Origin of the sequence: Stenotrophomonas maltophilia group sp. Smal12 (genome assembly GCF_037079935.1) — a bacterium.
GTDB lineage: Bacteria > Pseudomonadota > Gammaproteobacteria > Xanthomonadales > Xanthomonadaceae > Stenotrophomonas > Stenotrophomonas sepilia.
In genome coordinates, this window is record NZ_JBAWUK010000009.1 from 64377 (window position 1) to 87351 (window position 22975).

Here is a 22975-nt window from a genome sequence, read left to right on the forward strand (position 1 = left end):
TCCACGCCACGCGTGGACGATGCCCCGCCATGCCAGCATTTCCGACTGTTTGCATGGACCGTGAACCATGCGCCCTTCATCGTGAAGGGGCCGATTGGGGTTCAGATCAAACCAGCCCGATGACCAGCGCCCTTCTCTGCCTCTCAGTAGCTTTGCAGCTTCCGGCAACCCCTGTCCCATTGACCGTGGATCCCGATTCCCTTGAGGCACTTCAGCAGGCGCTGAAGACGTTTGGAGCGTTCCAGCAGCCCTACTCCGCTCCGATCGATGCGTACGATCCTGAAGCGGGTGTGATCGATGCAGCAGTTGAAGTGTCCGCGGGGTGCGTGCAAGACGGCCCGCCAGTCATCATCCTTGACGATGATGCCGAACAGGCGCCGCGACGTTATCTGATCCTTGAAGCCCCGTGGCATGAGCTTCCAACGGGCGCCTTGTTGCTTGTCTCCGGAAGCAAGGCAAGCGCCATTCCGGGCGAGGAATCGAACCTGGAGCTTGCACGGGCCGAGAGCATGCTGACATTCCTCGACCTGCTGCCGGAAGATCCGGAGGGCCGGGACCACCCGGAGACCGTCTCGGCAGTCGTGGATACCGATACTTCCGCCCTCTTCACGACGAGCCTTCTGGATCAACTGCAAACCAGTACTCCAGGCTCGCCTGTTGCTGACACCATGCTGACGCTCTGGAAAGGCAGGTTCCCGGACGCATTGCTGGCACTGTGGCAGCGCGACGGTCTTGCGCGCTATCACGATGATCGACTGGCTTTGGTGAACCCTGCGGGGTACGAATCGGTGCTCGCCGACCTTCTGGCGGGCAGCCCTCTATGGGGCAAAGATGATTTCCATGTCTATGCGATCTCGCCATTCGGCCAGATGCTGATCTGTGGCGAGCGAACCGGAGTCGAACTCACGCTTGAACCCCACGAAGGTTACCTATGCGCGCCTGCAACACTGACTCTTCCAGCAAGCAACATCGACCGCGACAGACGCCTGCACGACTTCCTGCTTGCATTGGATGCTGCCGAACTGGATGTTCTGGCCGAGGACGGGGAGCCAATGTTCTGGCGAGCCCGTGAGATGTTGGGGCCGCTGGGCGACGGAGAGATTTACAGCTCGAAGGAGCCGGTGTCAGAGCACGGCTGGCGGGCTAGGTAGCCTGGTAAAACGCAAGGCGCTGGATGTGCTCGCAGAGCTTGCGCAGCGTCGCTGACGGCGGACACATCAACGGGCGAACCAGCGTGCACGCCGACCAAGGTCGGCAACTACCTGATGCTGGCTCTTTGAGTAGATCCACGCCATGCGGCAACCGTGCCGACCAACGGTCGGCACCTACCAGCGGCGGGTGGTCAGCGCACCAGCACTGCTTCGCTGCTGGCGTCGGTGCGCATCGGTAACGGACGCTGCTGACGCAGCCACTGCGCCAGGTCACGCGGGCTGAGCGGGCGCGAGTACAGGTAACCCTGGATCTCGTCGCAGCCCTGGCGGCGCAGCATGTCTTCCTCCTGGTGCGTCTCCACGCCCTCGGCCACCACCTTCATGCCCAGCGCGTGGCCCAGGTGCACGATGGCCTGGGTCACTTCGGCCGTGCCCGAATCGTGCAGCATGCCCTGCACGAAACTACGGTCGATCTTCAGCCGCCCGACCGGGAAGCGGTTGAGGTAGTTGAGGTTGGAGAAGCCGGTACCGAAGTCGTCCACCGCCAGCGGCACGCCGTGCCGTTCGAGCACGTCGAAGCAGTGGCGCAGGATGTCGGTGTCACGGATCAGCGCCGATTCGGTCAGCTCCAGCTCCAGCCGCTGCGGCGGCCAGCCGTGGGCATGGCAGATCTCGATCACACGTTCGGCGAAGCCACGGTCGCGCAGCTGCACCGCCGACACGTTGACCGCGATGCGGTCGAAGTGCAGTCCAGCCCGGTCCCAGGCGGTTGCCTGACGGCAGGCTTCGTTCAGTACCCAGTCGCCGATGCGTACGATCTCGCCGCATTTCTCGGCGATGGGAATGAACTCGGCCGGGCTGCAATAGCCGATGCCGGGGCGATGCCAGCGCAGCAGTGCTTCGATTGCCGGCGGCTCGCCCTGGTGGGCATGCAGCAGCGGTTGATAGGCCAGGCTGAACTCCTCGCGCTCGATCGCACCGTGCAGCGCGTGCTCGAGCTCCAGCCTGCGCTGGATGCGGGCCAGGGCATCCTGGCTGTAATACTGGTAGGTGTTGCGTCCGGCTTCCTTGGCCGCGTACATCGCGGCGTCGGCAGCGCGCAGCAGTGAATCGAAATCGGTCTGCGCATCACCCAGCATCGCGATGCCGACACTGGCACCGACCTTCAGCGTGGTCTCGCCACGGCGCAGCGGCTCGGCCAGCGAGGCGATCAGCTTGCGGGCGACATGTCCCGCATCCTCGGGCTCAGCCAGGTCGCGCAGTACGACGATGAACTCGTCGCCGCTGAAACGGCCAAACAGATCATTGTTGCGCAGGTTCTGGTGCAGGCGGGTCGCGGCAGCCTTCAGCAGCGCATCACCCGTGGCGTGGCCGAAGCTGTCGTTGATGGTCTTGAAGCCGTTCAGGTCGATGAACAGCATCGCCAACGAGGTGCCGCGATCACGCGCCTCCTCGATGGCCTCGGCGGTCTGTTCGCCGAGCAGCACGCGATTGGGCAGGCCGGTCAGCAGGTCGTAGTGGGCCAGCAGTTCAATGCGCTCGTTGGCCTCGCGCTCGCGGGTGATATCACGGAAAAGCACCACGAAGCGCGGCGGCAGTCCGTCACGACGATCCAGCTCGATCAGCACCTGCACCCAGACACGCAGGCCGGACTGGCGGTAGAAGCACAGGTCCAGCTGCTCGGGCAGGCCGCCGTTGGCGATGCGGGCCAGTGCCGCCTCGAACGCATCGCGCGAGTCTTCGGTATACAGCGCCATCGCCTGATCGAGGGTGATCGGCTCCTTGCGCAGGCCGTGGATGCGATAGCATTCCTCGGTCCATTGCATGCTCCGGGTCTGCACCTCGATCTCGCAGCCGCCGATGCGGCCCAGCGCGGAAACCCGGTTCAGCAGTTCGGTGCGCCAGCGAATCAACGCGTCGGTCTGGTGCTGTTCGGTGATGTTCTGCACCTGGCCGAGCAGGCGCTTGGGCTGCCCGTCCATGTCCAGCAGCGGCTGCATCCACAGCCGCAGGTGCTGTGATGGCTCATGGCCACGGGTCAGCTCCAGCTCGAGATTGGCGGCACGACCATCGCGCCACAGCCGCCGCCATGCCGCACGCAACGCGCCACGCGAGCGCGGATGCAGCTGCTTCAGCCAGCGCCGCTGGCCGGGCACGGCGCCGTGCTCCAGCGCCAGCAGCGATCGCAGTTCCGGCGACCACCAGAAGTGCCCGCTGTTGGGGTCGAACGACCAGCTGCCCATGCTGGCGATGCGCTGGGCCTCGCTCAGGTGCAGCTGCTGTTCCTGCAGCAGCGATTCGAGCTGCTTCTGCTGCTCGATATCGGTATGCGTGCCGACCATGCGCAGCGGCTGGCCATCAGCGGTGCGCGCGACCACGCGGCCGCGATCCAGCACCCAACGCCACTGGCCATCGGCCTGGCGGAAGCGGAACTGTGCACTGTACTGCTCACTGCGCCCGCGCAGGTGCTCGTCGAGCGCGGCACGCACCTGGTCGATGTCCTCGCTGTGCACGCGCGACAGCAGTTCGGTGGCCGTCTCGTCGCCCAGCGCCGGCGTGCGCGCCACCCGGTCACTGGGGATGTCCCAGTCCCACAGGCTATGACCGGCGCTGTCCAGTGCCAGTTCCCAGCGCCCACCCCCATCGACCGGCACCGGCTCGGGAATGCTCAGGGTGAACGCCAGCAGGTTGCCGGCACCGTCATGCACGGCGCGCAGGTGGCCGTCGTAGTGGCCGCGCGGGCCGCCTGGCAGCGTGCAGGGCACGATGCCGCCATCGGCGGCCATCAGGCGTAGATCTTCCAGCATTGGCGCATAGGCAGCCACGGTGGCCGGCAGGCCATGCTCGCGCGCGGCCGGATTGGCCGCCAGCGGGCGCCCGGTACGGTCGACGATGACCAGCGCCGACGCAAGCGGGTGCTGCAGCAGGCTGGCGATGATCCCTTGGTCCACGCGATCTTGCTCCGGATGACTCGCCCGTCAGCGGGGCACGCAGTGGTTAACGGCGCCTGCGGCGGATAATTGAGTGGTGACGGCACGCTGCGGGGTAAGATGACCGGCGCCCCTTTCACCCTCCCCGTCCATGCCCGCAGAACCGACCGGCAACGCCCCAGTTCCCGACCCGCGGATGGCGCAGGCGCTGAGCCGTGACCGGCGACGGGTGGTGTTGAGCTACCTGGTGATGGCGCTGGCCTGGATGATCTCCACCGACAGCGTGGTGCAGGCGCTGGTGCCCGATCCGCAGCAGGCGGCCCTGTGGCAAGGCCTGAAGGGCTCGTTCTTCGCCCTGGCCAGCGCGGGCCTGCTGTACCTGCTGCTGCGCCCGCTGGCCGAGCACGTGCTGCATACCCACGCCCGCCAGCAGGCCTCGGAGCTGCGCCTGCGGCAGATGTTCGAGGGCAACCCCGGCCCGATCCTCGTCTATGACCTGGACACATTGGCGATCCTCGACGCCAACCCAGCCGCCTGCACCGCTTTCGGCTGGGAGCGCGATGAGCTGCTGGAACAGACCATCGACGCCTTGTGGCCACCCGGCCAGGGCCAGGCGCTGCAGGCCAAGCTGGAGGCGATCCGCGAGGCGCCCGACGAGCTGTGCATCCTGCGCGCGCAGCTGCAGCTGCGCGATGGCGCGCTGCGGCAGATGGAACTGCGCTCCAACGCGATCAGTTACGACGGTCACAATGCGCGCCTGCTGATCGCCATCGATCGCACTGCCGAGGACCTGGCCCAGCTGCGTCGCGACCAGGCGCTGGCACGGGTGGAAGAAGCCCACGAACTGGCCCGCATCGGCGCCTGGGAGCTGGACCCGTCCACCGGGCTGGGCCGCTATTCCAACCAGGTCTATCGCCTGCTCGGCCGCCGCCCGCCCGAAGCCCGCCGCTGGCACCGCTTCGACGAACTGCTGGTGCCGGCCGACCCGGCCACCGCCACCCAGACCGAGCAGCTGCTGGCCGAGCTGTGCTCCGGCGAGCCGGTACAGGTGGACGTGCTGCTGCCGCTGCTGTCGATGGACGGGCGCGCGCTGATGGTGCACCTGCGTGCCGCCAGTGGTCTCGATGAGGCTGGCCGCAACCGCGTGCTCGGCACGCTGCAGGACGTGACCGAACGCGAGCAGTCGCGGCGACTGCTGCGCGAGCGCGAGGAGCAGTTCCGCGAGCTGGTGCGGGTACTGCCCGACGGCGTGGTGATCCTCTCCGACGAACATGTGTTGTACGCCAACGCCTGGGCCGCCGGCCTGTTCGGCTACGGCAGCCATACCCTGCTGGGCGAGCCCTTGTCGGCGCTGGTCGCTGCCGCAGACCTGCCGCGGGTGCGCAGCCAGCTGCGTGCCGGCCAGCCGCACCTGGGACCAGGCCACAGCAGCGTGGTGGCCATGCAGCGCGGCGACGGCCGCAGCTTCCATGCCGGCCTGGCGGTGGGCGACGTGCGCTACGGTGGCCGCGACTGCAAGCTGCTGATCGTGCGCGACCTCAGTGATTCCGAGCGCATCCGCAGCGCGCTGGAAACCAGCAACCGCGAACTGCAGGCGATGGCCGGGCGGCTGTTCTCGCTGCAGGAGGACGAACGTCGTGCGATTTCGCGCGATCTGCACGATGACATCGGCCAGGCCATCACCGCGATCAAGCTGTCGGCGCACGCGGCGCTGGAAGAGGACGATCCGCAGCGGCGTGGGCAGGATCTGGCGCAGATCGTCAGCCTGGCCGACACCACCGTGGCCAAACTGCGCGACATCTCCACCCTGCTGCGCCCCCCGCAGCTGGATGCACTGGGCCTGGAGGCAGCACTCAGCTGGCAGGCGCGGGTTCTGTTCCGCTCCTCGCCGGTGGAGCTGCTGGCCGAGATCGAGCCGTTGCCGCATCGCCCCGACAACAGCATCGAACAGGCCTGCTTCCGCATCGCACAGGAAAGCCTGACCAATGCGCTGCGCCATGCGCGCGCCAGCCAGGTCCTGCTGCAGCTGCGCGATGTCGGCCAGCGCGGCCTGCACCTGCAGATCCGCGATGACGGCGAAGGCTTCGATCCGGACGGCCCGCGCGGCCTGGGCCTCATCGTGATGCGCGAGCGCGCACAGAGCGTCGGTGGCCACGTGCGGATTGAATCCGCGCATGGCGAAGGCACCCTGGTCGATGTCCACCTCCCCTACCAGGCGGCCAGCAGGGCTGCCGTCGATTCACCGGAATACTGAACCATGTGGAATCCCAACCTGCCCCCGGTCAGCATCGATGACGCTCCCGACCGCCTTGGCGCCGGCAACCCCGAGCTGCAGGCAATGGTTGCCGAGGCAGCCTCAGGCGGCATCGCACTGATGCTGATGCACGTGGACATCGACCATTTCGCATCGGTCAATGAAAACATGAGTGCCGAAGTGGGCGACCAGGCGCTGGTGCTGGTGGCACAGCGCCTGCAGTCCTACCTGCGCGGGCGCGGCAAGTTGTGGCGACATGGCAGCGACGAGTTCCTGATCGCGGTGCCGCGCACCGCCGATCTGCCGTTGCCGGAGGATTTCGCCGAGGAGATCCGCCAACAGATGGAGCTGCCGTTGTCGGTGCTGCCGTACACGTTGTTCATGACCGGCAAGCTGGGCGTGAGCCTGTGCCCGGAACATGCCAGCAGCACCTCGCGCCTGCTCGACCATGCCGAGGATGCGCTGTACCAGGCCGCCCGCGAAGGCGGCAATGCCGTGCGCATCCATGCGGTGGACACCCCGCCAAGCGCGCACAGCGAGAGCATCATCGCGCGCCAGATCGTCGATGCCATTCCCAATGGCGAGCTGAAGCTGCGCTACCAGCCACTGGTAAGCGCGCGCGACGGCCACGTGGTGGGCATGGAAGCGCTGCTGCGTTGGCAGTCGCCGACCCTGGGCATGCTGGTGCCGGAGCGCTTCATGCGCACCGCCGAACGCCTGGGGATCATCGTGCAGATCGGCACCTGGGTGCTGGAAGGCGCCTTGAAGCAGGCGCGGCTGTGGCGCGACCAGGGCTTCGATGACTTCACCATCGCAGTGAACGTGTCCACCCTGCAGCTGCTGCGGCCGAACTTCTTCGCCGAAGTGATGTCACTGCTGCAGGCGGCGGGCGTACCGGCGCACATGCTGACGCTGGAGATCAACGAGAGTGCGCTGACCAACAACGTCAATTTCGTCCACGAAACGCTGGCCAACCTGCGCAATGAAGGCATCAGCCTGAGCCTGGACAACTTCGGTACCGGCGACTCCAGCCTCAGCGCGCTGGTGCGCTACCCGGTGGACAAGCTGAAGATCGACCGCAGTTTCATCAAGAGCGCGCCGGCCGGCAATCGTGAAGCGGCCATCGCCCGCGCGATCATCGCCATGGGCCACCAGCTGGGCATGACCGTGATCGCCAACGGCGTGGAATCGCAGGCGCAGCTGGGCTTCCTGCGCCGCAACGACTGCGACGTGTTCCAGGGCTACCTGTTCGGCGAACCGATGTCGGCCGATGCCGCCGGCATGACCCTGCGCCGCCGCTACCTGCGCCCGGAAGCCTTCGCCGAGACGCGCCCGGACCGGACGCTGCTGCTGCTGGATGATGAGGAAAACGTGCTGCGCTCGCTGGTGCGCCTGTTCCGCCGCGACGGCTACCGCATCCTGGCCGCCGGCAACGTGCGCGATGCGTTCGACCTGCTGGCGATCAACGACGTGCAGGTGATCCTGTCCGACCAGCGAATGAGCGACATGAGCGGCACCGAGTTCCTGGGCCGGGTGAAGATGCTGTACCCGGATACGATCCGCCTGGTGCTGTCGGGCTACACCGATCTGAACACGGTGACCGATGCGATCAACCGCGGCGCGATCTATCGCTTCCTGACCAAGCCGTGGAACGACGACGAGCTGCGCAAGCACATCCACCAGGCGTTCCGCACGTACGAGGAACAGCGCCGCAGCAATGCCGGCCCGGCGCCGGTGGAGAGCGGAGATGGCGGCGAGGAGCGCCCATTGCGGTAACCATCCCCTCTGGTAGAGCCGGCCGCTGGCCGGCTGCTCTGGATATCGGGTTCAATGAGGTTGCCGGCCAGCGGCCGGCACTGCCAGAAGCGGTCAGCGCGGCTGCTTGACCGGCAGCACCACGCGGAAGCGCGAGCCCACGCCGGGCGTGCTGTCCAGATCGATGCGGCCGTGGTGCTTGTTGATGATGCTGTAGGAGATCGACAGGCCCAGGCCGGTGCCACTGCCCACCGGCTTGGTGGTGAAGAACGGATCGAAGATGCGCTGGCGCAGTTCCGGCGAGATGCCACCGCCGGTATCTTCGAACTCGACCCAAACGTGATCGCCATCAACGCCGGTACGCACCGTGATCGTGCCGCGCTCGGCGATGGCATGGCCGGCGTTGAGCAGCAGGTTCATGTAGACCTGGTTCAACTCCGATGGCAGGCACTCCACCAGGGGCAACTGGCCGAACTCGCGCACCAGGGTGACCTTGTACTTGAGTTCGTTCCAGATGATGTTGATGGTCGATTCCAGGCCCGCGTGCAGGTCGACCAGCTTCCACGACTCGTCGCGGCCGGAATACGAGAAATCCTTCAGGTCGCGCACGATGCGGGTGACCCGCTCGATGCCTTCACGCGATTCCGCCATCAGCTGCGGCAGGTCGCGGCTGATGAAATCGATATCCAGACGGTCACGGATATCATCGATTTCCGGAATCAGCGCTTTCGGGTCCGGTGCGCGCAGGGCGCGCTCGTAGGCTTCGATCACGGTGAACAGGCTGCGCAGGTATTCCTGCAGGCTGCCCAGGTTGGAGTGCACGTAACCGATCGGGTTGTTGATCTCGTGCGCGACGCCGGCGGCCAGCTGGCCGATCGACGCCATCTTCTCCGACTGCAGCAGCTTTTCCTGGGTGCCATTGAGGCGCAGGTAGGCCTGGCGCAGTTCGGCATGGCGCTGCTGCAGCTCGCGTTCGTAGTCTTCCTGCCCTTCGATGTGGCGGAACAGGGCGAGGAAATGCCCCTGGCCGACCGGACCATGGTGGTACAGATGGGCGATGACCACGCCCTCGCCCAGCGGCAGGCTGCCATTCCAGTGACCATGCTGGCGAGCCTGTTCCAGCGCATCGGGCGGCAGCAGTTCGCGCAGGCGCTGCGGCGGCGGCAACCCGCCGTCCTCGCCACTGGCCAGCAGGTTCTGTGCGGCCGGATTGGCCAGGGCCACCCGCCCGTCATCGGTGAACAGCAGCAGGCCTTCGCGCAGGCGCTCAAGCAGGGCCTGCAGCACCGGCTGCGGCGGAAGGGGGGCGGTAACCAGGGCGTTGGCAGCGGACACGGCGACTCGGGACGTTCGAACAGGCGCCCAATATACGCGGTCATGCAGCGGGCTTCAGCCCGCCGTGAGGGGTTATGCGACCGCCGTCGCCTCAGGCGACGGCGAGGGGCCGGCCGATGCTGACCGTGTGCGACTGGCCCTTGGCATCGTAGGCCGAGGCGTCTTCGGTGCGGCCGAGCTGGCGCAGCGCCCAGTTCACCTCGCGGCGGCGGCGCGACAGCAGCACGCCGTTGGCCCGGTTGCGCTCGGCCAGTTCCTGCAGCTGTTCGCCCTCGCCCACCGGTGGCGCGCCTTCCAGCGCACGCAACGCTTCCAGCTTGGCGCCGGTAGCCCGGATCAGGGCGTGCACGTCGTGCTCGACCAGGGCCTGGCGTTCAACGTCCAGGGCCTGGGCGAGACGCTGCAGCGGCTCGCTCATCGCCGCAGTCATCCGTGCAGCTGCTGGTCCAGATCGAGCATGCGCGATGCGATCGCGTCCGGATTGATCTTGTAGGTGCCGTTCTGCAGCGACTCGCGCACGGCGGCCACGCGCTGGGCGTCGATCGCCGGGGCGGTGGTCAGCTCGCGCTCGATGGCCTGCAGATTGGTGGCCTCGCCGGTCAGGCGCAGGCTGTCGGCCGCCTCGACCGGGCGCGCCGCCGCATCGGTGCTGACACCGGGCTTGTTGGCCGGGGTCGTCACGCTGCGCAGTGCCTGGGGGACCTGCAGGTTGCCGTCGATTTTCTGGCTCATGGGGTGTCCTGGAGTTGCCGTTCACAAGGGATAACGGCCGCAGGGCCGTGATCTTTAGCGATATTTTGCGGTAATTCAACGCGCCACGATTACGTCACCTGCGGCATCGACCGTGCCTTGCACGATCCGCCGCGAGGACAGGTTCTCGACCGAGACCCGTTCGTTCTCACCGGCATCACCCATCGCACGGCCGGCAATGCGGACCTCGACCGAGCCGCGACGCGACACCAGGGCCACATTGTCTCCTCGCTTGATGAGACGCTGCACCACCAGATCGTTGTTCGACAGCAGGGCTCCGGCCTGCAACGGACGGCGGGCGACGCGGCCGATCGCTGCATTGGGATCGGACAGCACCGCGCCGGCAATCCGGGCAGCGTCACGCTGGGCAGTGGTGATATCGGCGGCAGTGAGGGTTTCTCCAGTGCCGATTCCGCGGTTGAGCACCAGTACGGTCTGGTTGCGCCGCACCTTTACCGGCACGAACAGGCGCCAGCCGCCCGCGTCCGGACAGCTGACTTCCACCGTGGTGTTGGCGGTGGGCTGCACCTGTAACGCCCCCCCGCACTTCGGCAGGCGCAGCGCATCGGCCACCTGGGCCTCGCCCTCGCTGCCCGCCGGCAGCGTCGACAAGGCCGCCGCGCGGATGCTTGCCACCGGCTGCCAGTCGGCGGCAGCCGCCCACGGCGAGGCCACGGCCAGCGCGATGGCGAATAGAGATGTGACCCGGCACATGGCGCCTCCTTCAATCGGCAAGAGCTGGCCCAGGTGCGTGCAAGGGGTGTGCCAGAGGGGCACTTGTAGAGTCAGGCCATGCTCGACCGCTTTGCGCCCAACAGCCAGCCGAGCATCGCTCGAGGCTACAAGAGCCTCGGTCGAACATGGCGCGACAACACAATTGCGGTGTGGAGCGCGCAGTGGCAGAGCGCCCTCAAGTTTGGCACCCAACGCGCCGATACAGCAGCCATGTCCCATGACCTGCTCAACCGGATCGACCAGCGGACCCGCCTGGCCGGCCACAACCGCCTGGCGCTGCTGCTGTTCCGTCTCGGCGGACGTCAGCTTTTTGGCGTCAATGTCTTCAAGGTGCAGGAAGTCCTGCGGCGCCCCGAGCTGTTCCAGGTACCCGGCCTGCCCAGCCAGTTCGCCGGCGTGGCCGACGTGCGCGGCCGCTCGGTGCCGGTGCTGGACCTGGGCCTGGCCATCGGCCACCCCGAACGTGAGCCCGATGCCGATACCTCGCCGGGTTACCTGGTCGTCGCCGAATTCAACCGCTCGATCCAGGGGTTCCTGGTCAGCGGCGTCGAACGCATCGTCAACATCGCGGTGGAAGACATCCACCCGCCGCCGGAGCTTGGCGCCGAGTCGAGCTACCTGACTGCGGTAACCCGCTTCCAGGGTGAGCTGATCCAGGTGATCGACGTTGAAAGCGTGCTGGCCGATATCGCCCAGGTCCGCGGTGACGCCGTACTCGATCCGGCGATGGCAATGCCCGCCGATGGCCCCCAGCTGCAGGTGCTGGTGGTGGACGACTCGCGCGTGGCCCGCCAGCAGATCCGCAGCGTGCTGGATCAGTTGGGCGTGGGTGCCACCCTGCTTTCCGATGGCAAGCAGGCTCTCGACCACCTCTTGCAGATCCAAGCCTCGGGCGAAAACCCCGCCGAACGCTATGCCATGGTCATCTCCGACATCGAGATGCCGGCCATGGACGGGTACACGCTGACGACGGAAATCCGGCGCCATCCGGGCCTGGCCGGCCTCTACGTGCTGCTGCACACCTCGCTGTCGGGTGTCTTCAACAACGCCATGGTCGAGCGTGTCGGCGCCAACGCCTTCGTCGCCAAGTACTCGCCGCACGAGCTGGCTGACTTCGTGCTGGACCGCCTGCGCAAGGTGGCGATGGCGGCCTGACGGCCACTGATCCGGTAGTGCCGGCCGCTGGCCGGCAACCGCAGATCCATCGGGGAGCCGGCCCGCGGCCGGCACAACCCTCTCGAATTTGGCACACCCCTTGCAGCTTCCCGGGCAACGTTCCTGTGGGAGTGCATCGTGCGCAACCTGATTACCGATTACCTGGGTGTCCACGCCCAGGCCATGCCGTTGCGCGAACAGCGCATGAAGCTGATCGCCAGCAACCTCGGCAACGCCGACACCCCCGGCTACAAGGCCCAGGACCTGGACTTCGATGCCGCCCTGCGCCACGCCCAGGGGCTGGATGCCAACGGTCTGATGACCACCACCAACGAGCAGCACTACGAAATCAGTAGTGGCCTGAACCCGTTCCAGGTGGCCCGCGAAGGGGTGCAGCCCAGCCTGGACGGCAACACCGTCGACCCCGATGCAGAGCGCGCCGCCTATGGCCGTGCCGCCCTGGAATACCGCGCCTCGCTCAGCTTCGTCGAAAGCAAGGTGCGTTCCATGCTGACCGCGATCACGGGGCAATAAGCCATGAGCAATCTGCCGATCTTCGATATCGCCGGTTCCGCGCTGCAGGCGCAGTCGGTGCGCATGAGCACCATCGCCTCCAACCTGTCCAACGCTGACAGCATCGCCGGCTCGGCCGACGCGGTGTACAAGCCGCTGGAGCCGATCTTCCAGGCCGTTACCAGCAAGACTAATCCGAATGTCACTTCGGTGAAGGTGAAGGAAATCAGCCAGAGCGAAGCAGCGCCGATCAAGCGCTACGAGCCAGGCCACCCGCTGGCCGACGCCGAAGGCTACATCTACCAGCCCGACGTGGACCCGGTGGCGCAGATGGTCAACCTGATCTCGACCTCGCGCAATTACCAGGCCGGCGTGGAAATGCTGACCACCGCCAAGGAACTGGCCCTGGCCACCCTGACCATGGGCCGCTGAGGCGGACCCTTGAGGATTACCCGATGACCACCGTCTCTACCCAGACCAGCCAGGACGTGTACAGCGCCCTGGGCCTGACTGCCCCCAACAGCAACGCCAGCACGCGCAAGAGCACGCTGGATCAGGCCGATTTCCTGCGCCTGATGACCGAACAGCTGCAGCACCAGGACCCGCTGAAGCCGATGGACAACACGCAGATGGTCGCGCAGATGGCGCAGATGTCCACCGTGCAGGGCATTACCGATCTGAACACCACGGTGCAGGGCTTTCAGGAATCGATGGCCAGCGACCAGGTGCTGCGCGGCGCGGCACTGGTCGGCCACGAAGTGCTGGTGCCTTCCACCAAGATGGTGCTGGGCGATGAAGGCGGTGCCAGCGGCGTGGTTGCCGCACCGGGCGCCGGCATCGTGAACGTGACGGTGACCGATGCCAACGGCAACACGGTCACCCAGCTGAGTGTTGAAGCTACCGCCGCCGGCGAAACCGCCTTCGAGTGGGACGGCAAGGATGCCAACGGCAACCGCGTGGCTGCCGGCGATTACACCATTGCCGCCACCCACACCGACACCGCTGGCGCGGAAACCAAGCTGTCCACCTATGTGCAGGCGCCAGTGGAAAGCGTGACCGTCGGCTCGGACGGCCTGTACCTGAACCTGAAGGGCCTGGGCACGGCCCCGATCGACTACGTGCTCCGCGTCAGCTGAGCCGCACATCCCGCATCTACCAGGAGCATCCCATGGGCTTCAACATTTCACTGTCCGGCATCAATGCCGCCAACTCCGACCTGAGCGTCACCGCCAACAACGTCGCCAACGTCAACACCACCGGCTTCAAGGAATCGCGCGCCGAATTCGCCGACCTGTTCTCGGCCACCAGCTATGGCCTGTCGAAGAACTCGATCGGTTCGGGCGTGCGCGTTTCCAACGTGGCCCAGCAGTTCCTGCAGGGCAACAACGAGCAGACCGGGCGCAGCCTGGACATGGCCGTTTCCGGTGAGGGCTTCTTCACCATGAACATGAACGGTGCGCGCGTCTACACCCGTGCCGGCAACTTCCAGACCGATTCGGCCGGCTACGTGATCAACCCGCAGGGCGCACGCCTGCAGGTGTTCGCGCCGAACGCCGATGGCACCAACTTCGACGCCGGCCGCCTGGTCGACCTGCAGCTGCTGACCACCGACAGCCCGCCCAAGCAGACCAGCGAAGTGAAGGTGGGCTTCACCCTGCCGGCCAACGCCAGCGTACCGACCGTGGGCACCTTCGACCCGACCGATTCGAACAGCTACAACTTCTCCAGCGGCGGCATCACCGTGTACGACTCGCTGGGCGTCAGCCACACCCAGGTCTCGTACTTCGAAAAGCTGCCGGGCGTGAACCAGTGGCGCGTGCACAACTACGTTGACGGCCAGGCCGCGGGCACGCCCACCGACCTGGAATTCGACAACGCCGGCACCCTGATCGACCCGGCCGACGGCAAGATCAGCCTGGGCACGTTCACCCCGACCACCGGCGCGGGCGTGCTGAACATGACCCTGGATGTGACCGGCTCGACCCAGTACGGCGAGAAGTTCGCCCTGCGCAACACCCAGCAGGATGGCTACGCGGCCGGCAAGCTCAATGAAATCACCGTTTCGGAAAGCGGCGTGGTGTTTGCCCGCTACTCCAACGGCGATGACAAGGCGCTGGGCCAGGTGGCGCTGACCACCTTCAACAATCCGCAGGGCCTGGAAGCCAAGGGCAACAACCTGTGGGTGGAAACCTTCGATTCGGGCACCCCGCGCACCGGCTCTCCGGACACCTCGAACCTGGGCAAGATCCAGGCCGGCGCGCTGGAATCGTCCACCGTGGACCTGACCGAGCAGCTGGTGAACATGATCGTGGCCCAGCGCAACTTCCAGGCCAACGCGCAGATGATCACCACGCAGGACCAGATCACCCAGACCGTCATCAACATCCGTTGATGAGCTGCTGACCCTGTCACGGAACTCCCCGCATGGATAAAGCCCTTTACGTGGCGATGACCGGTGCCCGCGCCTCCCTGCAGGCGCAGGGTACGCTCAGCCACAACCTCGCCAACTCCGACACCCCCGGCTTCAAGGAAGCGCTGGCCAACACCGAGGCCTTCCCGATCCGTGGGCAGGGCTATGCCTCGCGGGTGGATGCGCTGCACGTCGACGCCGGTTTCAACCGCAGCGCCGGCGCGCAGCACATCACCGGCAAGCCGCTGGACCTGTCGTTGCAGACCGGCACCTGGCTGGCCGTGCAGGCCACCGATGGCAGCGAAGCCTACACCCGGGGGGCCGCGCTGTCGGTCACCCCCAACGGCCAGCTGGTGACCTCCAGCGGCCGTGCGGTGCTGGATGACAACAACAACCCGATCGCCATTCCGCCCTACCAGGCGATGGAAGTGGGCAACGACGGCACGATCTCGATCATTCCGCGGGGCGAAGGCCCGCAGACCATGGCGATGATCGGCCGCATCAAGATCGTGCAGGCGCCGGACGAGCGCCTGGAGCGCGGCCTGGACGGCCTGTTCCGCAACACCGACCCGCAGCAGCCCTTCGCCCAGGCGCAGGGCGCCACCGTGCACAGCGGCCAGCTGGAAGGCAGCAACGTGAACGCCGCCGGCGCGCTGGTGCAGATGATCCAGCTGCAGCGCCAGTACGAAATGCAGGTGCAGGTAATCAAGCACGGCGACGAGAACGCGCGCAGCGCCAACAGCCTGCTGCGCCTGGGCGGCTGACGGAATTCCGGCGCCGGCACGGGCCGGCGTTGGCACACCGCTTGCACAGCCTTCACCAACGGCCGCACCGCGCGGCCCGCTTCAGCCAGACAGGATTCCGAAGATGAACCAGGCATTGTGGATCGCAAAAACCGGACTGGATGCGCAGCAGACGCGCATGTCGGTGGTTTCCAACAACCTCGCCAATACCAACACCACCGGTTTCAAGCAGGACCGCGCCAGCTTCGAAGACCTGCTGTACCAACAGGTGCGCCAGCCCGGCGGCGCCAGTTCGGCACAGACGCAGCTGCCGACCGGCCTGCAGCTGGGTACCGGCGTGCGCGTGGTGGCCACCTCGAAGAACTTCGAACAGGGCAGCCAGCAGCAGACCGGCCGCGCGCTGGACGTGATGGTCAACGGCCGCGGCTTCTTCGAAGTGCAGCTGCCCGACGGCAGTTCCGCGTACACCCGTGATGGCTCGTTCAAGATCAACCAGGACAGCGAGCTGGTGACCAACACCGGCTATCCGGTGCAGCCGGGCATCCAGATTCCCGAAGGCGCGCAGTCGGTCACCATCGGCAGCGACGGCACCATCAGCGTAAAGATGGCCGACGACGCCGCTTCGGTGGAGGTGGGCGCACTGACCCTGACCGATTTCGTGAACCCGGCCGGCCTGCAGGCCCGCGGTGAAAACCTGTTCCTGGAAACCACGGCATCGGGCCCCGCACAGAACGGCAACCCCGGCCTGAACGGTCTGGGCACCGTGGTGCAGGGTGCGCTGGAAGGCAGCAACGTGAACGTGGTGGAAGAGCTGGTGTCGATGATCGAAACCCAGCGCGCCTACGAAATGAACGCCAAGGCCATTTCCACCACCGACGCCATGCTCGGCTACCTGAACCAGAACGTCTGACCGCAACCACCGGGATACCGCCATGTCGCCCTTCTCTACCCTCGCCCGCACCGCGCTGTGCTGCGCCGTGACCGCCCTGCTGGGCGGCTGCGTGATTGCCGGCGACGTGCGCCCCTACCCGGCCATGGCCCCGGTGCAGCCGATCGTGCCGATGCAGGCCGCGCCCACCGCCGGCGCCATCTATGCCGCCGGCCCGACGCTGAACCTGTATGCCGACCGCCGCGCCCGCGATGTCGGTGATCTGCTGACCATCACCCTGCTGGAAAACACCACCGCGCAGACCAGTGCCAACACTGCAACCAGCAAGGAATCGGGCCTGACCATCGGCTCACCCTCGCTGTTCGGCGCGCCGGTCACCCTGGGCGGCAAGGACATTCTGAGCGCCAGCGCCAATGGCGAACGCGAGTTCACCGGCAAGGGCAACAGCGCGCAGAGCAACCGCCTGCAGGGCAGCGTCACGGTCACGGTGATCCAGCGCCTGCCCAACGGCAACCTGGTGGTGCAGGGGCAGAAAAACCTGCGGCTGAACCAGGGTGATGAACTGGTGCAGGTGCAGGGCATCGTGCGCCCGGGCGACATCAGCCAGGACAACACCATCCCTTCCAGCCGCGTGGCCGAGGCCCGCATCGTCTACGGCGGCCGCGGCCCGGTCGCGCAGTCCAACGCGATGGGCTGGCTGAGCCGCTTCTTCAATTCCGGCCTGACGCCGTTCTGAGTATGGCCATGAAAGCTCTCTTCTCTTCTACGTGGCAGCGACGCATGGCGTCGCTCTACGGATCATTCTTCCTTCTGCTGGCAATGGCTGCGCCTGCCAGCGCCGAGCGCATCAAGGACCTGGCCCAGGTCGGCGGCGTGCGCGGCAATGCGCTGGTGGGCTATGGCCTGGTGGTCGGCCTGGATGGCAGCGGCGACCGTACCAGCCAGGCACCCTTTACAGTGCAGAGCCTGAAAAACCTGCTTGGCGAGCTGGGCGTGAACGTGCCGCCGAACGTCAATCCGCAGCTGAAGAACGTGGCCGCCGTGGCGATCCACGCCGAACTGCCGCCGTTCGCCAAGCCGGGCCAGCCGATCGACATCACCGTGTCTTCCATCGGCAACGCCGTGTCGCTGCGCGGCGGTTCGCTGCTGATGGCGCCGCTGCGCGGTGCCGACGGCCAGATCTATGCGATTGCCCAGGGCAACCTGATCGTGGGCGGCTTCGGTGCGCAGGGCAAGGATGGTTCGCGCGTGTCGGTGAACGTGCCCAGCGTGGGCCGCATTCCCGGCGGTGCCACCGTTGAACGTGCGCTGCCCGATGTGTTCGGTGCCAACGGCGAGATCACCCTGAACCTGCACAACAACGATTTCACCACCGTCTCGCGCATGGTTGGCGCGCTGAACAATGCCTTCGGCGAAGGCGCCGCGCGTGCGGTGGACGGCGTGACCGTGGCCGTGCGTGCGCCCACCGATCCCGGTGCCCGCATCGGTCTGCTGGCCCGCATTGAAAACCTGGAACTGACCCCGGGCAGCGCACCGGCCAAGGTGGTGGTCAATTCGCGCACCGGCACCGTGGTGATCGGCCAGCAGGTGCGCGTGGGGCCGGCAGCCATCTCGCACGGCTCGCTCACCGTGACCATCCAGGAAAACGCCAACGTCAGCCAGCCCAACGCGCTGGCCGGTGGCCAGACCGTGGTGACCCCGCAATCGACCATTACCGCCACCAACGATGGCAGCCGCATGTTCAAGTTCAGCGGCGGCACCAGCCTGGATGAAATCGTGCACGCGGTGAACGCGGTGGGTGCCGCGCCGGGCGACCTGATTGCGATCCTGGAAGCCCTGAAGCAGGCTGGTGCGCTGAGCGCCGAGCTTGAGGTGATCTGACATGCGTATCACCCCCGCCCTTGAGCTGCACCCGACGCAGCAGAACGATCCGGCCAAGATCGACAAGGTCGCACGCCAGCTGGAAGGCCAGTTCGCGCAGATGCTGGTGAAGAGCATGCGCGATGCCAGCTTCGGCGATTCGCTGTTCCCGGGTGAAAACAAGGTCTTCCGGGACATGTACGACCAGAAGATTGCCGAGACCCTGACCCGCGGCAAGGGCCTGGGCCTGCACGAAACCATCGCCCGCCAGTTGTCCGGCAACCAGGGCGACGCCCCGGCGCTGGACACCCGCGTGGACCCGGCCAAGGCCAGCCGCGCCTACCAGTTGAACGCACCGGCGCAGGCGCCGTCGCTGCCGCTGGAAGATGCCAGCAACGCACTGCGCATCCTGCAGCAGATGTCCGCAGGCGTGCAGGACGGCGCGCAATCGTCGGTGGCACCGATGGAACAGGCGCTGGACCTGATTGCCGGCCGCGAGAGCAGCAGCGCGCACCGTGCGCTGGGCACCGAGGATCCGTATGCGGGCAGCATTGGCGGTGCCGATTGGGCCGCCGCCAGCGACCAGTGGGCGCCCACGGCCAGCAACCGTGGCAGCACCGCCACCGCCGCCGACGCGCTGGCCAGCCGCACCGCGGTGGCCCAGCTGGGCGCACACACGCCGGAAGGCTTCGTGGCCAGCATCTGGCCGCATGCGCAGAACGCGGCCAAGGAACTGGGCGTGGATGCCCGCGCCCTGGTGGCCCAGGCCGCGCTGGAAACCGGCTGGGGCAAGCGCCAGATCAAGCATGCCGACGGCAGCACCTCGCACAACCTGTTCGGCATCAAGGCCACCGGCTGGAACGGCCAGAGCGCGGTGGCCGGCACCCACGAATACGTGGATGGCGTGCGCCGTAACGAAACCGCCAGCTTCCGCGCCTACAGCTCGCCGGCCGAAAGCTTCGCCGATTACGTGCGCCTGCTGAAGACCAGCCCGCGCTACCAGCAGGCCCTGCAGGCCGGCACCGATGTGCAGGGCTTCGCCCGTGGCCTGCAGCGTGCCGGCTATGCCACCGACCCGAGCTACGCCGCCAAGATCGCCGCCATTGCCGGTGGCCCGACCATCGAACGCGCGGTAGCCGCGGTGACCGATGCCGGCGCCCGCCTTGGCCAGACCTTCGCCAGCACCGCAACCGCGGCGCTGGGTATCACCCGCCGTTGAGGAACCCCATGTCCAGCGTCCTTTCCACCGGTACCAACGCCCTGCTCGCCTTCCAGCGTGCCCTGGCGACGACCAGCCACAACGTCGCCAACATCAACACGCCCGGCTACAGCCGGCAGAAGGTCGACTTTGCCACCGCCGATCCGCAGAACTTCGGCTACGGTGATGTCGGCAACGGTACGCGTATCGTTGACATCCGCCGCACCGCCGACCAGCTGGCCATTTCCCGCCTGCTGGACAGCAGCGGCGAACTGGCGCGGCTGAAGCAGCTTTCCACCATGGCCGACCGCGTCGATGCGCTGTTCTCGGACACCGCCACCAATGTGTCCGGCGTGTGGTCCAACTTCTTCGATTCGGTCAGCGGCCTGTCGTCCAACGCGTCGGGCAGCGCCGACCGGCAGAACGTGCTGGACAGCGCCAACACGCTGGCCAACCGCTTCCAGCAGCTCAACAACAGCCTGAACACGCTCAACAGCGAAGTGAACAACGGCCTGACCGCGGCCGCCACCGAAATCAACCGGCTGGCTGCGGAAATCGCCCAGATCAACGGGGTGATCGGCAGCAATGCGGCCACTGCTGCGCCCGACCTGCTGGACCGCCGTGACCAGCTGATCGCCAACCTGGTGGGCTACACCGGCGGCACCGCCGTGGCCCAGGATGGCGGCACCCTGAACGTGTACACCGCCGGCGGCCAGGCCCTGGTGGTCGGTACCACCGCCTCGAAGGTGACCACGGTCACCGACCCCTACCAGCCCGAGCGCCTGCAACTGGCGCTGCAGACCCAGGGCGGCAAGATCACCCTGGACCCGAAGCAGCTGGGCGGCCAGGTCGGTGGCATGCTGGAATTCCGCGACACCGTGCTGACCCCGGCCCAGGCCGAACTGGGCAAGCTGGCCGTGGGCCTGGCGACCACGTTCAACGAGACCCACCGCAACGGCGTGGATCTGTACGGCAACATGGGCGGCGACCTGTTCAACATCGGCAGCCCGCGGGTGACCGGCAATACCAGCAATACCGGCACTGCCTCGATCACCGCCAGCTACGGCGACCTGTCATCGCTGGATGCACAGAACATCGTGCTGAAGTATGACGGCACCCAGTGGCTGGCGATGCGTTCGGACACCGGCGCCAGCGTGGCCATGACCGGTACCGGCACCGCCACCGATCCGCTGAAGATCAATGGCGTGGAGCTGGTGGTGAGCGGCACCCCGGCCACCAATGACCGCTTCCTGCTGCAGCCCACCGCGGGCGTGGCCGGCAGCATCGGCGTGGCGATCACCGATACCTCGCGCCTGGCCGCGGCCGCGCCGATCAAGGGCAGTGCCGCGCTGGCCAACACCGGCACCGGCAAGCTGAGCGACGTGAAGGTGGCCGACGCCAGCAACGCCAACCTGCGCAACCCTGCCGCAATCGTGTTCACCTCGGCCACCGAATACACCATCGATGGCAATGGACCGTTCACCTACACCGCCGGCCAGGCGATCACCGCCAATGGCTGGAGTTTCGTGCTCGATGGCGCGCCGAAGACCGGCGATAGCTTCAACATCACCCCCACCCCGGTCGGTTCGTCCGACAACAGCAATGCCCTGGCCCTGGCCAAGGTCGAGGACGCCAAGGCATTCAACGCCGGCACCATCACGTTGAACGGCGCACTGGGCGGGCTGACCACGCAGGTGGGCGCCGCCGCCCGTGCAGCGGAATATTCGCTGGATGCGCAGCAGGTGATCACCGACCAGGCACAGTCCGCGCGCGATTCGATTTCCGGGGTGAACCTGGATGAAGAAGCTGCCGACATGCTGCGCCTGCAACAGGCCTACCAGGCCGCCTCGCAGCTGATTTCCACTGCCGACACCATGTTCCAGACCATCCTGGGAGCTGTATCGCGATGAACAACCGCATTTCCACCGGGATGATGTTCAGCCAGTCCGTCTCGCTGATGTTGTCCAAGCAGGCCAAGATGAGTCACCTGGAACAGCAGCTGGCCACCGGCCAGCGCCTGGTGTCGGCCAAGGACGACCCGGTCGCCGCCGGCACCGCGGTCAGCCTGGACCGCGCCGTGGCCGAACTGGACCGCTTCAAATCCAACGCCGACGTGGTGCAGAACCGTCTGGGCCTGCAGGAAAACGCCCTGTCCGGCGCCAACGAACTGATGGCGCGCATTACCGAATTGACCCTGCAGGCCAACAACCCTGCCCTGTCGGCGGCCGACCTGAAGTCGATCGGCTCGGAGCTGCAGACGGTGTACGACAGCCTGCTGTCGCTGGCCAACACCACCGACGGCACGGGCCGCTACCTGTTCGGCGGCACCGACGATGCCGACGCGCCGTTCAAGCTGAGTAACGGTACGGTCAGCTACAACGGCGACCAGACCCAGCGCCAGGTGGAAGTGGCACCGGATACCTTCGTGAAGGATGCCCTGCCCGGCAGCGAGATTTTCCTGCGCATCCGCACCGGCGATGGCACCCTGGATGGTGCGGCTGCAGCCGGCAATACCGGCAATGGCGTGCTCACCACCTTTGGTTTGAATTCTTCTTCCGGCAATTGGAATGGCGGCAGCTATTCCTTGAACTTTACCGCTGCCGACCAGTACGAAGTGCTCGATTCCACCGGCACCGTGGTCGGCACCGGCACGTTCAAGGCCGGCGAGGACATCAGCTTCGAAGGCGTGTCGATGCGTATCGAAGGCGCGCCCGCGGCCGGCGACAGCTTCAGCATCGGCCCGTCGGGCACCCGCGATGTGTTTTCCACGGTGCAGGGCATGATCGATGCGCTCAACACCGCCGCCAACACCCCCGCCGAGGTGGCCAACCAGCAGAACGCACTGCAGTCGGGCATCCGCGATATCGCCCGCGCCGCCGAACAGTTCATCGACGCGCGCTCGGCCGGTGGTGCGCAGCTGAAGGCCATCGACGATGCCGCCGCCACCCGCGAATCCAACGCGGTCACCCTGAAAACCACGCTGTCGTCGATCCGCGACCTGGATTACGCCGAAGCCGTGGGCCAGTACCAGCTTGAACAGATCGCGCTGCAGGCCGCGCAGACGATCTTTACCCAGATGCAGCAGATGTCGCTGTTCAACGCGATCCGCTGAGCAGGCGCCTTCGTCGCGCGGGCCTCCCCCGGGCCGCGCGACGAAGGCCGCTGAACCGCAGCCCGCCTGGGCTGCGGCACCCAACCACCGCCCTTCGGGACGGTGGCGTTGGCGTTTGTGCTAAAGACCGCCTTCCTGGCGCCGTTACTGGACCTTGCAAACGCGAAACACCTTCGCGTCGTGCA

20 protein-coding genes are annotated in these 22975 nt (G+C 66.6%); 15 read left to right on the forward strand and 5 right to left on the reverse strand.

Translation table 11 applies throughout. From position 1 onward, the window contains the following. Positions 1 to 119: 119 nt before the first annotated feature. Positions 120 to 1151, forward strand: coding sequence for a GAD-like domain-containing protein (locus WDC87_RS05935; RefSeq protein ID WP_075075986.1), 1032 nt, complete (start codon positions 120 to 122; stop codon positions 1149 to 1151). 191 nt (positions 1152 to 1342) lie between these two features. Here the strand turns inward: WDC87_RS05935 and WDC87_RS05940 are convergent, their stop codons facing one another. After that, on the reverse strand, positions 1343 to 4102 hold the full coding sequence (locus WDC87_RS05940) for an EAL domain-containing protein (RefSeq protein ID WP_111007706.1): 2760 nt from the start codon (positions 4100 to 4102) through the stop codon (positions 1343 to 1345). 130 nt (positions 4103 to 4232) lie between these two features. Here WDC87_RS05940 and WDC87_RS05945 point away from each other — a divergent pair, with 130 nt between their 5' ends. Then, positions 4233 to 6335: a PAS domain S-box protein gene (locus tag WDC87_RS05945; protein ID WP_032954159.1), complete on the forward strand. Its 2103-nt coding sequence runs from the start codon at positions 4233 to 4235 to the stop codon at positions 6333 to 6335. 3 nt (positions 6336 to 6338) lie between these two features. Then, positions 6339 to 8111 (forward strand): EAL domain-containing protein, encoded by a 1773-nt coding sequence (locus WDC87_RS05950; RefSeq protein WP_065196741.1) that lies wholly within the window; start codon positions 6339 to 6341, stop codon positions 8109 to 8111. Positions 8112 to 8204: 93 nt separating this feature from the next. On the opposite strand, the gene WDC87_RS05955 is transcribed toward WDC87_RS05950, so the two are convergent. The 4 genes from WDC87_RS05955 to flgA all read right to left on the reverse strand — a co-directional run bounded on the left by WDC87_RS05955 (position 8205) and on the right by flgA (position 10889). Next, entirely contained in the window at positions 8205 to 9425 is a 1221-nt protein-coding gene (locus WDC87_RS05955; protein WP_053496680.1) for an ATP-binding protein, read from the reverse strand. A gap of 91 nt (positions 9426 to 9516) precedes the next feature. Then, complete coding sequence (locus tag WDC87_RS05960) at positions 9517 to 9855, reverse strand: FlgN family protein (protein WP_014037132.1); 339 nt, start codon at positions 9853 to 9855, stop codon at positions 9517 to 9519. Continuing rightward, positions 9852 to 10157, reverse strand: a complete 306-nt coding sequence (gene flgM / locus WDC87_RS05965) for a flagellar biosynthesis anti-sigma factor FlgM (RefSeq protein ID WP_005409579.1) — start codon at positions 10155 to 10157, stop codon at positions 9852 to 9854. Before flgM ends, WDC87_RS05960 begins: the two co-directional genes overlap by 4 nt. A 75-nt stretch (positions 10158 to 10232) precedes the next feature. Continuing rightward, positions 10233 to 10889 carry a flagellar basal body P-ring formation chaperone FlgA gene (gene flgA, locus WDC87_RS05970; protein ID WP_005416463.1) on the reverse strand — a complete coding sequence of 219 codons (657 nt, stop codon included), beginning with the start codon at positions 10887 to 10889 and terminating at the stop codon, positions 10233 to 10235. Between the two features lie 231 nt (positions 10890 to 11120). Between flgA and WDC87_RS05975 the strand changes: the two genes are divergently transcribed. The 12 genes from WDC87_RS05975 (at position 11121) to flgL (ending at position 22790) form a co-directional block, all read left to right on the forward strand. Continuing rightward, positions 11121 to 12065 carry a chemotaxis protein gene (locus tag WDC87_RS05975; RefSeq protein ID WP_111007705.1) on the forward strand — a complete coding sequence of 315 codons (945 nt, stop codon included), beginning with the start codon at positions 11121 to 11123 and terminating at the stop codon, positions 12063 to 12065. A gap of 138 nt (positions 12066 to 12203) precedes the next feature. Beyond that, a complete protein-coding gene (gene flgB / locus WDC87_RS05980) occupies positions 12204 to 12599 on the forward strand; it encodes a flagellar basal body rod protein FlgB (RefSeq protein WP_075075988.1) in 396 nt (131 codons plus the stop codon). A gap of 3 nt (positions 12600 to 12602) precedes the next feature. Continuing rightward, a complete protein-coding gene (flgC, locus tag WDC87_RS05985) occupies positions 12603 to 13010 on the forward strand; it encodes a flagellar basal body rod protein FlgC (RefSeq protein ID WP_075075989.1) in 408 nt (135 codons plus the stop codon). A 23-nt stretch (positions 13011 to 13033) separates the two neighbouring features. Further along, positions 13034 to 13714, forward strand: a complete 681-nt coding sequence (locus WDC87_RS05990) for a flagellar hook capping FlgD N-terminal domain-containing protein (RefSeq protein WP_049461069.1) — start codon at positions 13034 to 13036, stop codon at positions 13712 to 13714. Between the two features lie 32 nt (positions 13715 to 13746). Further along, entirely contained in the window at positions 13747 to 14970 is a 1224-nt protein-coding gene (gene flgE / locus WDC87_RS05995) for a flagellar hook protein FlgE (RefSeq protein WP_049461067.1), read from the forward strand. A gap of 32 nt (positions 14971 to 15002) precedes the next feature. After that, on the forward strand, positions 15003 to 15752 hold the full coding sequence (locus tag WDC87_RS06000; RefSeq protein ID WP_301655151.1) for a flagellar basal body rod protein FlgF: 750 nt from the start codon (positions 15003 to 15005) through the stop codon (positions 15750 to 15752). A 103-nt stretch (positions 15753 to 15855) separates the two neighbouring features. Further along, on the forward strand, positions 15856 to 16641 hold the full coding sequence (gene flgG / locus WDC87_RS06005; protein WP_049461063.1) for a flagellar basal-body rod protein FlgG: 786 nt from the start codon (positions 15856 to 15858) through the stop codon (positions 16639 to 16641). Positions 16642 to 16663: 22 nt separating this feature from the next. Continuing rightward, a complete protein-coding gene (flgH, locus tag WDC87_RS06010; protein WP_049461061.1) occupies positions 16664 to 17356 on the forward strand; it encodes a flagellar basal body L-ring protein FlgH in 693 nt (230 codons plus the stop codon). 2 nt (positions 17357 to 17358) lie between these two features. Further along, complete coding sequence (locus WDC87_RS06015) at positions 17359 to 18501, forward strand: flagellar basal body P-ring protein FlgI (protein ID WP_087786533.1); 1143 nt, start codon at positions 17359 to 17361, stop codon at positions 18499 to 18501. Between the two features lies 1 nt (position 18502). Continuing rightward, positions 18503 to 19699, forward strand: coding sequence for a flagellar assembly peptidoglycan hydrolase FlgJ (gene flgJ / locus WDC87_RS06020; protein WP_049461058.1), 1197 nt, complete (start codon positions 18503 to 18505; stop codon positions 19697 to 19699). 8 nt (positions 19700 to 19707) lie between these two features. Beyond that, positions 19708 to 21588 (forward strand): flagellar hook-associated protein FlgK, encoded by a 1881-nt coding sequence (gene flgK, locus WDC87_RS06025; RefSeq protein ID WP_252744308.1) that lies wholly within the window; start codon positions 19708 to 19710, stop codon positions 21586 to 21588. Continuing rightward, positions 21585 to 22790, forward strand: coding sequence for a flagellar hook-associated protein FlgL (flgL, locus tag WDC87_RS06030; protein ID WP_049461054.1), 1206 nt, complete (start codon positions 21585 to 21587; stop codon positions 22788 to 22790). The genes flgK and flgL overlap by 4 nt, the downstream gene beginning before the upstream one ends. Positions 22791 to 22975: the final 185 nt, after the last annotated feature.